Source organism: Thioclava sp. F36-6 (genome assembly GCF_002020305.1).
Classification (GTDB): Bacteria; Pseudomonadota; Alphaproteobacteria; order Rhodobacterales; family Rhodobacteraceae; genus Thioclava; species Thioclava sediminum.
In genome coordinates this window covers 13,429-26,327 of record NZ_MPZX01000002.1, presented here as the reverse complement: position 1 = coordinate 26,327, position 12,899 = coordinate 13,429, and the positions used below count along the sequence as shown (strand labels likewise).

15 protein-coding genes and 1 tRNA gene are annotated in these 12,899 nt (G+C 65.0%); 5 read left to right on the top strand and 11 right to left on the bottom strand.

Annotated features, from left to right (window positions below; genetic code table 11):
• The first annotated feature begins 10 nt into the window (after window positions 1–10).
• Entirely contained in the window at window positions 11–214 is a 204-nt protein-coding gene (locus BMI88_RS07275; protein WP_078547425.1) for a hypothetical protein, read from the top strand.
• A 115-nt stretch (window positions 215–329) separates the two neighbouring features.
• Here BMI88_RS07275 and BMI88_RS07270 read toward each other — a convergent pair whose 3' ends face one another.
• From BMI88_RS07270 to BMI88_RS07260, 3 genes are all read right to left on the bottom strand, one after another.
• Window positions 330–761 (bottom strand): glyoxalase superfamily protein, encoded by a 432-nt coding sequence (locus BMI88_RS07270; RefSeq protein WP_078547423.1) that lies wholly within the window; start codon window positions 759–761, stop codon window positions 330–332.
• Window positions 758–2,152, bottom strand: a complete 1,395-nt coding sequence (locus tag BMI88_RS07265) for an MATE family efflux transporter (protein ID WP_078547421.1) — start codon at window positions 2,150–2,152, stop codon at window positions 758–760. The genes BMI88_RS07270 and BMI88_RS07265 overlap by 4 nt, the downstream gene beginning before the upstream one ends.
• 267 nt (window positions 2,153–2,419) lie before the next feature.
• On the bottom strand, window positions 2,420–3,262 hold the full coding sequence (locus BMI88_RS07260) for a MoxR family ATPase (RefSeq protein WP_078542776.1): 843 nt from the start codon (window positions 3,260–3,262) through the stop codon (window positions 2,420–2,422).
• Window positions 3,263–3,500: 238 nt separating this feature from the next.
• Here BMI88_RS07260 and dksA point away from each other — a divergent pair, with 238 nt between their 5' ends.
• Together dksA and BMI88_RS07250 are read left to right on the top strand one after the other, a co-directional pair.
• The gene (gene dksA, locus BMI88_RS07255; protein ID WP_078522815.1) at window positions 3,501–3,923 is read left to right on the top strand and encodes an RNA polymerase-binding protein DksA; all 423 of its coding nucleotides are present in this window, start codon (window positions 3,501–3,503) and stop codon (window positions 3,921–3,923) included.
• A gap of 123 nt (window positions 3,924–4,046) precedes the next feature.
• Window positions 4,047–5,219, top strand: a complete 1,173-nt coding sequence (locus tag BMI88_RS07250) for an FAD-dependent monooxygenase (RefSeq protein WP_078547419.1) — start codon at window positions 4,047–4,049, stop codon at window positions 5,217–5,219.
• 265 nt (window positions 5,220–5,484) lie between these two features.
• On the opposite strand, the gene BMI88_RS07245 is transcribed toward BMI88_RS07250, so the two are convergent.
• From BMI88_RS07245 to BMI88_RS07210, 8 genes are all read right to left on the bottom strand, one after another.
• A complete protein-coding gene (locus BMI88_RS07245) occupies window positions 5,485–6,567 on the bottom strand; it encodes a 2'-deoxycytidine 5'-triphosphate deaminase (RefSeq protein ID WP_078547412.1) in 1,083 nt (360 codons plus the stop codon).
• A gap of 61 nt (window positions 6,568–6,628) precedes the next feature.
• Window positions 6,629–6,706 (bottom strand) — tRNA-Pro (locus BMI88_RS07240).
• Between the two features lie 87 nt (window positions 6,707–6,793).
• Window positions 6,794–7,753, bottom strand: a complete 960-nt coding sequence (locus BMI88_RS19860; protein ID WP_078547409.1) for a MerR family transcriptional regulator — start codon at window positions 7,751–7,753, stop codon at window positions 6,794–6,796.
• Between the two features lie 27 nt (window positions 7,754–7,780).
• Entirely contained in the window at window positions 7,781–8,080 is a 300-nt protein-coding gene (ihfA, locus tag BMI88_RS07230; RefSeq protein ID WP_075775489.1) for an integration host factor subunit alpha, read from the bottom strand.
• A 145-nt stretch (window positions 8,081–8,225) separates the two neighbouring features.
• Window positions 8,226–9,200, bottom strand: coding sequence for a beta-ketoacyl-ACP synthase III (locus BMI88_RS07225; RefSeq protein WP_078542750.1), 975 nt, complete (start codon window positions 9,198–9,200; stop codon window positions 8,226–8,228).
• On the bottom strand, window positions 9,197–10,318 hold the full coding sequence (gene plsX, locus BMI88_RS07220; RefSeq protein WP_078549677.1) for a phosphate acyltransferase PlsX: 1,122 nt from the start codon (window positions 10,316–10,318) through the stop codon (window positions 9,197–9,199). Before plsX ends, BMI88_RS07225 begins: the two co-directional genes overlap by 4 nt.
• 78 nt (window positions 10,319–10,396) lie before the next feature.
• Window positions 10,397–10,603, bottom strand: a complete 207-nt coding sequence (rpmF, locus tag BMI88_RS07215) for a 50S ribosomal protein L32 (protein ID WP_078522810.1) — start codon at window positions 10,601–10,603, stop codon at window positions 10,397–10,399.
• A 216-nt stretch (window positions 10,604–10,819) separates the two neighbouring features.
• Entirely contained in the window at window positions 10,820–11,410 is a 591-nt protein-coding gene (locus BMI88_RS07210) for a DUF177 domain-containing protein (protein ID WP_078522809.1), read from the bottom strand.
• A 170-nt stretch (window positions 11,411–11,580) separates the two neighbouring features.
• On the opposite strand from BMI88_RS07210, the gene bamE reads away from it, so the two are divergent.
• The gene (bamE, locus tag BMI88_RS07205; protein ID WP_078522808.1) at window positions 11,581–12,033 is read left to right on the top strand and encodes an outer membrane protein assembly factor BamE; all 453 of its coding nucleotides are present in this window, start codon (window positions 11,581–11,583) and stop codon (window positions 12,031–12,033) included.
• 50 nt (window positions 12,034–12,083) lie between these two features.
• Window positions 12,084–12,800: a GNAT family N-acyltransferase gene (locus BMI88_RS07200; protein ID WP_078547407.1), complete on the top strand. Its 717-nt coding sequence runs from the start codon at window positions 12,084–12,086 to the stop codon at window positions 12,798–12,800.
• Window positions 12,801–12,899: the final 99 nt, after the last annotated feature.

The following is a 12,899-nucleotide window of genomic DNA, read 5'->3' as shown; positions in this document are numbered from 1 at the left end:
GGGATATCCGATGAACTTCAACCAGATCATCAACATGGTCATCCGGATGTTCCTGCGCCGCGGGATCAACAAGGGCGTCGGAATGGCCTCGAAGCGGGGCGGCAAGCGCAAAGCTCAGGGCCCGATGACGGCGCAGGAGCGCAAGCAAGCCCAGACCGCGCGCGACGCGGTCAAGCGGGCGCGCAAGGCGGCGCGGATCACGCGGCGCATGTGAGGGGCTCCGGCAGCTCGCGACGCGGCAGCTTTGCGGACAAAGTTGCCATTCGCTGCGACGGCCGAACCTCCCGAAGAGGTCCGGCAAAGGGCTACCGCTCAAAGGAAATGTGAGATCAGGACAGCGCTTTCTCCAAGGTAAGATGGGGTGTGCCATCCGACGTTCTGCTGTGGCTGCACCCATCTTCGCGCAGAGTGCCACGAATGCGGGACCGCCAATTCGAGAAGCTGTCGAACCGCACCGTGTCGATCGGCTTATCCAGCGCGATTTCGACCCGGCGATGCGCGGCGGGACCCGAAAGGGCGACGATCTTTCCGCTAAAGGCTTGTCCGAGGTAGTGTCCGGTCACCCGGTCGCCCAGGGCAAGTTCCGGTGGCGCATTGCGTTGACTGAGACGGGCGTGAAGCGTGTTCCAGTCCCGCGCCCCATGTTGCCGGGCGACGAGTTCGAGAGCCTGGGCATGACTGACGGTCATACCCTGGGCCTGCAAGGCCTGACGCAGTGCCTTGGCCTGCATCTTGACGGTGTCGAGGGATGCTTGTGTCATGCGGTTTCCTTCGCGTGCGGCGTTGCGGAGATGGGCGCAGTGAGGCGGTTTCGGACGACAAGGATCAAGGCCAGCGCAAACAGCGCAGCATCGGCGATGGGGAAGGCGAACCACAGGCCGTCGATCCCCGCCATTGCGTTCAGGACAAGCAGCAAAGCAGGCGTCAGCAGCCACGGCTTGGTCAAGGTGAGTGCCGCGGTCCGGAGCGGATACCCCATCGCTTGAAAATGCAAGGCGAGGACGAGGATGGGGCCGCTGACGACGTAGAGCGCCGTCATCGGCCTCAGGATTGCGGCAACTGCCGAGACGACCTCCCGGTCGTTCGAGAACATCGCGCCCAAGGGCTCGCCCAGAAAGGCTCCGGTGAGCGTCACACCAAGGCACCACAGGAACGCGCTTCCCATGGCAAGCCGCAAGGCTGCGCCCGCCCGATCCAGCCGGCCCGCGCCCGCGTTGTTGCCGGTGATGCTCTGAGTGCTCAGCGCGATCGCCATCTGTGGCAGGAAGGCCAGTCCGAGAATGCGTGTCACCACGCCGTAGGCCGCGATAAAGGTCGCATGGTTCGTGGCGGCGGTGCCGACGACGAGGAGAACCACGCTTGAAACCAAGGCCATCCCAATGAAGGTCAGGCACAAAGGGAGCCCGAGCGAGAAGATCTGCAGCCACCCCGACAGCCAACTGTGGCGGCGGAGCGCCCCAAGGGGCAACAGGTCGCGATCGCGTTCCCGCAGGACCAGCAGCAGCGCGAGGCCGAGGGTCTGCGCGCCCACCGTGCCGATTGCAGAGCCCGCCACCCCCAATCCAAGCAGCACGATCGCGATGTAGTTCGCGCCGATGTTCAGCAGATTCACGAGTACCGAGAGCATGGCGATCTGCCCTGCACGTCCCTCGTTGCGCAGGGCATCGGCGTGCAGACCCAAAGCGAACTGGATTGGCGCGCCGAGGATCAGGATCGACAGATAGCTCTGCGCCCCACCTGCGACCGCCGCGTTTCCGGCTGCGAGTGCGGAGATGATGACAGGCCCCACCGACAAAGCACCTGCGATCAGCGCCGCGCTGATTGCGAGGGCCAGCCCGTGGGCACCTGCGAAGACGGCTCCAGCCTGTGTGCGGGCACCTGCGCCCAGATGGCGGGCGAGCAAGCTCGACATGCCGCCACCGGCCAAAGTCGTCAGTGCCGTGAGCAGCATGACGATGGGAAAGGCCAGGCTGACCGACGCCAGGGCCTGCGCGCCGACGAAGCGCCCGACGAAGATCCCGTCTACGACGTTGAGCAGGCCACCCATCGACATGACCACTGCCATGGGTAGGGCGTTCGACACGAACAATCGTCCGACGGGCTGTGTCAGGAGACGGTTTTCAATTGCATTAGATGCAGGTCCAGCGGACATGGCTCACTCCTCCGGAGAGGCATTTCGGATCGGGAGGGAGCCTGCATTGCCCACCTGCGAAATGCTTCGAGGGTGAGATGTCGTCTTGTTCCGGGCTTCACCGTGACTCGCGTCCGCAGGCGGCAGGTGCCCGGCACCTACCGCTTTCCTAAGGGGGAACCCCATAAAGCGCAATAGGCCATGCAAGGTCGCGCGACCGCGCGGCCCCGAGATGCATGATTGTTACGCTATTAAGTCCAGACCCGGAGCTATGGGCTCAATCCGGACTCATCGCCCCTGCCGTCGCGCCATGAAGGCCAGCCGCTCGAACAGATGCACGTCCTGCTCGTTCTTCAGAAGCGCGCCGTGCAGTTTCGGCAGCAGGCTCGCGCCTTCGCGTTTGAGGTCTTCGGGGTTCAGGTCCTCGGCCAGCAGCAGTTTCAGCCAGTCGAGCACTTCGCTCGTCGAGGGTTTCTTCTTCAGGCCCGGGGTCTCGCGGATCTCGTAGAACTGGCTCAGCGCCTCGGTCAGCAGACGGTCCTTGATGTCGGGGAAGTGGACGGCGACGATTTCGCGCATCACTTCCGGCTCGGGGAAGCGAATGTAGTGGAAGAAGCAGCGGCGCAGGAAGGCGTCGGGCAGTTCCTTCTCGTTATTCGAGGTGATGATGACGACGGGGCGGTGTTTGGCCCGGATCGTCTCGCCGGTCTCGTAGACGTGGAACTCCATCTTATCGAGTTCCTGCAGCAGGTCGTTCGGAAACTCGATATCGGCCTTGTCGACCTCGTCGATCAGCAGCACGACTTTCTTGCCCGCCTCGAAGGCCTGCCAGAGCTTGCCCTTGCGGATGTAGTTCTTTACGTCGTTGACGCGTTCGTCGCCCAGCTGGCTGTCGCGCAGCCGGCTGACGGCGTCATATTCGTAAAGCCCCTGCTGTGCCTTGGTGGTGGATTTGATGTTCCACTCCACCATCTCCATCCCGAGGCTCTGCGCCACCTGCCGCGCGAGTTCCGTCTTGCCGGTGCCCGGTTCGCCCTTCACCAGAAGGGGGCGCTCCAGCGCCACGGCGGCATTGACCGCGACGGTCAGATCGGGCGGGGCGACATAGCTGTCGGTCGATTGAAATTGCACGGGGAACACGCTCCGGTTTCGAGATCGCTGCGCAATGATCTTGCGCAAATCGTTTGCAACCTATCTGCGCCAAAATGCTGCCGCAACCCGGGCGTAAGAATTGATGAGGAAACACGCAGTCCGGGCGAATGCGGACGTGACAACACTGTGTTCTTGGGGTATTGCCTCGCCCGAGGAGAGTTGGCCGATGGCGAATGACGATCAAGGTGACGCCCCCGGCACGTATGAGAGGGCAGGTATGAGAGCTGAAGTATTCCTTCCGGATGATTATCGTCCGGCCGAGAATGAACCCTTCATGAATGACCGGCAGCTGGAGTATTTCCGCAGAAAGCTTCTGGCGTGGAAGGCCGAACTTCTCGAACAATCCGCTGAAACGCTCGAAGGTCTCGCGGAATCCGCGCGCAACGTTCCCGATATTGCCGATCGCGCCTCCGAGGAAACCGATCGTGCGCTGGAACTGCGCACCCGCGACCGTCAGCGCAAGCTGGTCAGCAAGATCGACTCGGCGCTGCGTCGGATCGACAATGGCGAATACGGCTATTGCGAGAAGACCGGGGAGCCGATCTCGCTCAAGCGTCTCGATGCGCGTCCGATCGCGACGATGACGCTGGAAGCGCAGGAAAAACACGAGCGCCGCGAACGGGTGCATCGCGACGACTGATCGCCTGCGCGGACTGCGTGTGGGGATGCACAAAACGCGCGTTGCCTTCGGGCGGGAAGGCGCGCAAAACATTTCGACACCGGCGCCGCCAAGGTGCCGGTGTTCGCTTTTGAAGGAGGTCCCATGCTGATCGGGCGCAAGGTTACGGTTCTGGGTGCGGGGATCGCGGGGCTGACCGTGGCGCGGGCTCTGGCGATGCGCGGCGCGGATGTCGAGGTGCTCGAACAGGCCGAGGCGATCCGCGAAGTCGGCGCCGGGCTGCAGGTCTCGCCCAACGGGGCGGCGGTGCTGCGCGCTCTGGGGCTGGGTAAGGCGCTGGAGGCGGCGGGGCCGCGCGCCGAGGCGGTGCGGCTCATCGATGGCGAGACCGGGAGCCAGGTGGCCAAGCTGGACATGGCGCGGCTCCGTCCCGACGCGGATTACCACTTCGTCCATCGCGCCCGGCTGATCGAGTTGCTGGCCGATGGGGCGCGCGAGGCGGGGGTGAAAATCCGCCTGCTGCAGCAGATCGAGCGGGTAGACCTGTCAGGGGCGCACCCGGTGCTGCACACCAAGCAGGGCGCCGAGATCGAGACCGACCTTCTGATTGGCGCGGATGGGCTCAATTCGAAGACGCGCGAGGCGCTCAACGGGCGGGTGGCGCCCTTCTTCACCCATCAGGTGGCGTGGCGCGCACTGGTGCCGTGCGACGATGCCGAGCCGAAGATCGCGCAGGTTTTCATGGGCGCGGGCAAGCATCTGGTGAGCTATCCGCTGGGCCGGGGGCTGCGAAATGTCGTGGCCGTCGAGGAGCGGCATCGCTGGGTCGAGGAAAGCTGGGCGCTCGAGGATGATCCGATCAATCTGCGCACCGCCTTCGACGATTTTTGCCCGACCGTGCGCGGTTGGCTCGATCAGGTCGAGAAGGTGAACCTCTGGGGTCTGTTCCGTCACCCCGTGGCCGAACGCTGGTTCGCGCCCGGTGTCGCGATTCTGGGCGACGCCGCGCATCCGACGCTGCCTTTCCTCGCGCAGGGGGCGGTGATGGCGATGGAGGATGCCTGGGTTCTCGCCGAGGCGCTTGCCAATTACGAGACCGACGATGTGGCCTTCGCCGCCTATCAGAACGCGCGCTGGGATCGCTGCGATCAGATCGTGACTGCTGCGAACAAGAACGCGCGGAACTATCATCTCTCGGGGGCGCCGCGCACCTTTGGTCATCTCGCGCTGCGTGCTGCCTCGCGCTTCACGCCGGAGCGGCTGGTGGGGCGGTTCGATTGGATCTACGGCCACGACGTGACGCAGCAGGCGGGGTAGGGCGGTGGTGCCTGTCTGAGGGAGCGGGGCGACCATCCCCGGGCCGCGCCCGACCCTCCCCACGGGAGGGCGCATTGGCGGTGTCAGCGCGGGCACGACCGACCTGCGGACTTGCGAGATAAAGTGCCAAGCCACAAAGTGCGACAAGCGCCCACCCGAGGCTCGGGCGCGACCCTCAGTCGCTACAGAGACGCTGCCCCGGCCCTTCGCTTGCGCTTCGGGCGTTCGCCGGGCGTTCTTCCACTGGAAGGACGCTTTTCCCGGCTCACCCCATACGGAAATGCTTGGCGAGCTTCAGGCCTTGTCCCTGATAGTTCGAGGCGATGTCCTTGCCGTAAAGCTGGCGCGGCTCCTCGGCCATGCGCTCATAGACGAGGCGCCCCACGACCTGCCCGTGCTCGAGCGCGAAGGGGGCCTCGTGGCAGCGCACCTCCAGCACCCCGCGCGAGCCGGTGCCGCCAGCAGCGCCATGTCCGAAGCCGGGATCGAAGAAGCCCGCATAATGGACGCGGAATTCGCCGACCATCGCGAGGTAGGGCGCCATTTCGGCGGCGTGATCGGGCGGGATCGTCACGGCCTCTCGGCTCACGAGAATATAGAACGCGCCGGGGTCGAGGATGATGCGGCCATCGGAGGCGCGCACCTCTTCCCAGAAATCGCGGGCCGGGTAATGGCCGATCTTGTCGATGTCGATCACGCCGGTATGGGGTTTGGCGCGGTAGCCCACCAGATCGCCCTCGGCGGGCTTCAGATCGACCGAGAAACCCAGACCCTCGTCGATCACCGCGGGGCCATCCACGAGCGGCTCCTGCTGGTGCAGGATCTTCAGCTCGGCATCGCTGAGCGCCGCCTGACCGGCGCGGAAGCGGATCTGGTTGAGCCGCATACCGGGTCGCACCAGCACCGAGAAACTGCGCGGGCAGATCTCGGCATAGAGCGGGCCGTTATAGCCTTCGGGGATTCGGTCGAACTCGGTCCCGTCATCGGTGATCAGGCGGGTCAGCAGATCGAGTCGCCCGGTGGAGCTTTTGGCATTGGCGACCGCCGTGACGCCCTCGGGCAGCGCGAGGGTCTCCATCAGCGGCACGAGATAGACGCAGCCCTTTTCCAGCACCACGCCGTCATCGGTCAGCGCCATGCGGTGCATCTCGAAGTCATGCAGGCGGTGCGAAACCTTCTGCCCCTTGCCCGCGAGGAACGAGGCGCGCAGCCGGTAGGCCACGGTGCCAAGCCGCAGGTCGAGGCTCGCAGGTTGGATCTGTTCGGGAATGATGGCTGGCTCGGCGGCGATCTCACCGCGCGTGATCATGTCTTGCAGCATCGTGTCTGGCAGCACGCCGATGGTCATCCGATCCCTCCTCCGGATACACGAACGCCCACCCCGATGAAGAGGTGGGCGTTTGTCGAATTGGTCGGGCTGGCGAGATTCGAACTCACGACCTTCCGTCCCCCAGACGGACGCGCTAACCAGGCTGCGCCACAGCCCGACGAGGGGGATATAGTGCGAACCGGGCGGCGGGTGCAAGCAGTTAGTGAGAGAAATTTCACGCCAATTCGTCCGGGGTTAAGATCACTCATTCCGCCTGCGCGGAGCCATGCTGTGCGAGCCGCACCTGAAGGGCCTGCGCACGCAGGCGCAACATGCGCAGATCGCCCCGATCGGCGGGGCTCAGCCGCGCCGGATCGAGCGTGCGCAGCCCATGTAACAGCCGTGCGAGATCGGCCCGCGCGGCGATTTTCGCGGCGCGTTCCTGCGGCCCGCGATCGATCGTCATCGCCACGACAGGGGCCATCGGCTCCGGCTCGGGTTCGACATCGAGCGCCATCGGGGCCTCTGCGTCTTCATCCCACGCGTCTTCTTCCTGGGATTCGCTGGAGGCGGTCTCCGGCTCTTCGAAGAAGGAAGGCTGCGATGGGGCAGGGAAGGGTGTCACCGAGCCGCCCTGATGGGCCTCGACGGGGGCGTCCTCGGCGGGGCTGAGGTCGAGCAGTTCCTCGGGGCGCTCAGGGAGCGACTCGGTCTGGGACTCGTGTTCAGCTGTATCTTGCGCGCTGTCCTCGAGAGAGGCTGCCTCCTGCGGGGCTTCCTCCTGCGGAGCGATTTCTTCCCGCGTTGCCTCGGTCGCCTCGGCCTCGCCGAGGTTCGCGTCCTGCGCCTGAGGCTCCTCTTGCGGGGCCGGGCTGTGCTGAGGCGCGGCAACCGGGGCAATCGGCTCCGGGGTGCTCTGCGTAGCCTCGTTGGTCTCGCGCTCGTCCTCGACGCTGACCTCGCCACGCGCGGCCACTTCGCGGATGCCTTCCTCGCGCAGGAGTTTCTGCACGCCACGGATGGTCATGCCTTCTTCATGCAGGAGATGCTTGATACCGCCCAGAAGCGCCACATCGGCAGGCCGGTAATACCGCCGCCCGCCGGCACGCTTGACCGGTTTCACTTGCGTGAACTTGCTCTCCCAGAACCGAAGAACATGGGTCGGCGTGTCGAGAAGGTCTGAAACCTCAGAGATCGTCCGAAACGCGTCGGCGGATTTACCCATCGGTAGGACCTGTCATTTGTTATCGGGTTACTTCGAGTTGCCCGCCGCTACGCGGTCCTTCATCAGATGCGAGGGACGGAAGGACAGCACGCGACGCGGCGAGATCGGAACCTCTTCGCCGGTCTTGGGATTGCGGCCCATGCGCTTGGCCTTCTCGCGCACCGAGAAGGTGCCGAAAGAGCTGATCTTGACCGTCTCTCCCTCCACGAGGGCGTCGGACATATGCTGCAGCACGCTTTCGACGAGCTGCGCCGATTCATTGCGCGACAATCCGACTTCGCGGAACACCGCTTCGCTCAGATCCATGCGCGTCAGGGTCTTCGACATCCTATCCCCCCGGATAAACGATTTCGCTAACAGTGACCGACCGTAATTCCCGAGTCAATATCAAGCACTTGGCGGACGGGGTTGATGCGCGGGCTCACGCGCGTTTGCGCGGGAAACGCGTAAAACGAATGCAGAGAGGCCGCGCTTACCAGCGCAGGACGACCGAGCCCCACGCCAGACCGCCGCCGATCGCCTCGGTGACCAGCACCTGGCCTTCCTTGATCTGGCCGCGTTGCTTGCCGACCGAGAGGGCCAGCGGGATCGAGGCCGCAGAGGTGTTGCCGTGGTCCTGAACCGTGACGATCACGCGGTCCATCGGCAGCTGCATCCGTTCGGCCGTGGCCGAGATGATGCGCAGGTTCGCCTGATGCGGCACGATCCAGTCGACGTTCTCGCCGGTGAGCCCGGCCTTATCGAGCGCCTTGTGCGCGGTTTCGGCCAGTTTGGTGACGGCATGTTTGAAGACCGCGTTGCCCTGCATGCGCAGATGGCCCGCCGTGCCGGTGGTGGAGACGCCACCATCGACATAGAGCAGGTCCTTGTAGCGCCCGTCGGAATGAAGATCAGACGACAGGATGCCGCGATCGTTCGCCGTGCCGGTGCCTTCGGCGGCCTCGAGGACCAGCGCGCCCGCGCCGTCGCCGAAGAGCACACAGGTGCCGCGGTCGGTCCAGTCCATGATCCGCGAGAAGGTCTCGGCGCCGATGACCAGCACGCGCTCGGCCTGCCCGGAAAGGATCAGCCCGTTCGCATTGGTCAGCGCGAAGATGAAGCCCGCGCAGACGGCCTGCACGTCATAGGCAAAGCCCGTGGTCGAGCCCAATCCCGCCTGAACCATCGTGGCGACGGAGGGGAAGGTGCTGTCGGGCGTCGAGGTCGCGACGACGATCGCATCGATCTGGTCGACGCTCATATTCGCGTCTTCGAGCGCAGCTTTCGCGGCCTTGATCGCGAGATCGGAGGTATATTCCCCTTCGGCGGCGATGTGGCGACGCTCGATCCCGGTACGGCCGCGAATCCATTCATCCGTGGTATCGAGCGTTTTCTCGAACTCGGCGTTCTCGACAACGCGCTCGGGCAGGTAATGGCCTACGCCGCGCACCACGGATCTGATCGTCATTGGCTGCTCTCGCTTTTCTCGGCGGCAGGTGGCTCGCCGGATTTGGTCTCATCCTGCCCCGCGGGAAGGGTGGTGGCAACCCGTGCGGCCAGCTTCGCGCCGAAGCCCGAGCGTGCCAGACGGGCGGCCAGTTCGATCGCGGCGGCGAAGCTGGTGGCATCCGCCGAGCCGTGCGATTTCACGACCGTGCCGTTGAGGCCGAGGAAGACGCCGCCATTGGCGCGGCGCGGATCGGTCTTGTGCCGCAGGCGCTTGAGCGCGCCCATCGCGAAGAGGGCCCCCAGCTTGGACATCACCGAAGAGGTCAGCGCCTCGCGCAGCAGTTCGGCCACGAATTTCGCGGTGCCCTCGCCGGTCTTCAGCGCGACATTTCCGGTGAAACCGTCGGTCACGATCACGTCGGCGCGTGCGCCGGCCAGCTCGTTGCCCTCGACGAATCCCGCGAAATCGAACTGACCCGCCTCCTGGGCGTTGCTGATCAGCTCATAGGCTTCTTTGAGCTCGGGGCGGCCCTTGTGCTCTTCGGTGCCGATATTCAGCAGACCGATGCGCGGACGCTCCAGCCCCAGCGCGTTGCGCGCGTAGGAGGTCCCCATCAGGGCGTAGGTAAGCAGATCCTCCGCATCGGCTTTCACGTCGGCACCCATGTCGAGCATGACGTTCCAGCCCGCAGGCCCCCGGGAGGGCCAGAAGGAGGCGATGGCCGGACGGTTCACGCCCGGCATTTTGCGCAGCCGCATCATCGAGATCAGCATCAGCGCCCCGGTGTTCCCGCAGGAGACCGCGACATCGGCCTCCTTGTCGCGCACCGATTCGATGGCCGACCACATGGAGGTGTCCTGCCCGTTGCGCAGAACCTGCGCGGGCTTGTCCTCCATCGTGACGGTTCGCTCGGCGTGGCGCAGATCGACACAGTCGCCAAGATCGTGCTTGGCGATCAGCGGTTCGAGCTGCGCGCGCGGGCCGTGGATGATGAAATGCAGATCGGGGTGAGCGCGATGCGCCTTCGCGACGCCGGCGATCGTGGCCTCGGGGCCAAGATCACCACCCATCGCGTCGACGGACAGAACGACAGCGCCGGCATTCGCCGGCGCTTTGCCCTTCTGGGCGGCTCGCATTTCTGCGGCCTTCATCTGCGATCCCGTCTGCGGCTGGTCCTGCGTATCTTGCATGACGTGCGGCGCGGGTCGACGGGCTTACGCCGCGTCGTCGTCCAGATCGACCTCTTCGGTCAGAGCGACGACCTCACGGTCGGCGTAGTGACCGCAGGACGGGCAGACGTGGTGCGGGCGCTTGAGTTCGCCGCAGCTGGGGCATTCCGCCGGGTTGCCAGCGGTAAGCGAGTCGTGGGCGCGGCGCATGTTACGGCGCGAACGCGTGACTTTATTCTGAGGGACAGCCATGTCTCAACCTCGGGGTTTCGGGGGCCAGTAGCCCGTGTTTGCGGCGTTACAGCCCTGATTTTCCTTGTGGTTTCGTCACTTGGCCGAAAGCGTCTCTCGGGGTGCGAAGCCAAACGTCGAATGAGGCCGGGAACATACTCGGATTCTTTTTCCGTGCAAGCCTTTTTTCCGGCCATTTTTCAAGCGGTTTCGGGCGGTGCGAAACCGCGTCTGCCACTATGCGTCGCCCTTACCGTTTTCGCCCTTGGCAAGCAAGTCGCGCAGATTGGCAAATGGCTTCATCTGTTCGTCGCTGAGCGGCTCGGCGCCCGGCTCGGTCACCTGCGCGCCTTCCAGCTCCGCGTCTGCTGCACGCGGATAAAGCGGCAGGGCCAGTTCCATCGCCTCGAGCGCGACCACGCCGAGATTCACCGTCGTGGGCAGCGGTTCGGCGGTGTCATCCTCGGGCATCTCGACCTCTTCGGAGGTCGGCATTTCCATATCGGCGAGATAACGCCGCACCACCTCTTCGCGAATATCGGTCGTGACCGGGGCGAGGGTAATCACACAATCCTGAACCACGCGGGCCTCGAGGGTCGCGCGCAATTCCCAGTCCGAGCGTCCCTTCGGCGCAAGCTCGCCCTTGAGGCGCAGCGCCTCGACGTCGCGAATATCTGCCCAGTCTGCAATCGCCTTGAGCCGCTCTCCCTTGGCTTCGATGTCGAAGCGCGTGGGTTTGCGGCTGGGCAGATCGGCCAGCCGCATGGGCTCGCTCCAGATCGTCTCGGGGGCGGCGGGCAGGTCGGGATCGACGGGGGTCTGTGTCATGTCCGGCTCCTTGTTTTGGGTCGCTCGGTGTTGTCCTGCGACCCTTTGCATGCGCCCGAGTGCCCAATCGGCGCGCTCTAGCGCTTGAGGGCGGCGCAGTCATGATGTAAGCGTCACTAAAAGCCCGAAGTGTCAGAGGCAATAGGGGGTTGCAGGTGGGGATCGGTTCTATGATGCGCAAGGCCATGCTGTTTATCGCGTTCGGCGTGGTGCTTTTCGCGGGCGCCTGCTCTCCGATTTACCGTAACCACGGCTATGTGCCGATTGACCAAGACCTCGCTCAGATCGAGGTCGGCAAGAGCACGCGTGATGATGTCGCCGCCGCGATCGGGCGTCCCAGTTCGACCGGGCTTCTGGAAGGCTCGGGCTGGTATTACGTTGGTTCGCGCTGGAAAACCGTGACCTGGCACGCCCCTGAGGAAATCAGCCGGGAAGTCGTCGCCGTGTCGTTCAACGACAATGGCGTCGTTACCAATGTCGAACGCTTCGGGCTTGAAAAAGGTCAGGTCGTGACGCTGTCGCGCCGCGTGACCGAGAGCAAGGTCAAGGGCATCGGCTTCCTGCGTCAGCTGATGGGCTCGATCGGTCGTATCAATGCAGGCCAGGTTCTCGGCGACAACTGATCGCGGCGAGGCGGCCGGTAGCCGGCCGCCGCCATGACCCGCGAGGTCGTATGTCCCTGAGTTTCGCAAAAGGCGCCTATCAGGTCCGCGAGGCCCAAAGTCCGGATGAGCGCGAGGCGGCGCTGCGCCTGCGCGCCGATGCGTTTCGGGCCGGGGCTTCCGATGCAGACCGCTTCGACCCGCTTTGCCGCCACATCCTGATTTGCGACGATCACGGACCCGCCGCCGCCGCGCGGCTTCTGCTGCTGGAAAACGGGGCGGCGCTGCCCGAGGGCTATTGCGCACAGTTTTACGATCTTGCGCCGCTCGCCAAATGGGCCGGGCCGATCCTCGAGCTGGGGCGCTTCTGCACCCGTCCGGGGCTGCGCGACCCGGACGTGCTGCGTCTGGGTTGGGCCGCGATCACGCGGATTGCCGAGGAAAGCGGGGCCGGGCTGCTGATCGGCTGCTCCTCTTTCACGGGCAGCGACTGGCAGACGCATCGCGCGGGTCTTGCCCATCTCGCGTCCCGCGCTTTGGGCCCTGCTACCTTGCGCCCCCGTCCCAAAGCGCCCGAACGCGTGGGCTATCCTGCGGCGCTGGCGGGGGAGGCCGGCGATGTCAGCGCGCTGCCGCCGCTTCTACGTTCCTATCTCGGGATGGGCGGCTGGGTGTCGGATCACGCGGTGATCGACCGCGATCTCGACACCTGTCACGTCTTCACCGCGCTGGAGATCGCCGCGATCCCCGAGGCGCGGCGGCGCAGCTTGCGGGCGCTGGCGCAGTAAGCCGGGAGGCTGTGAGGCTTGAGAGGGCGAAGGCTTCCGGCGGGGATATTTGTCTCAAGGGGAAGGGGGCGCGGGCGCGCAAAGGGGCTACATCGCGCA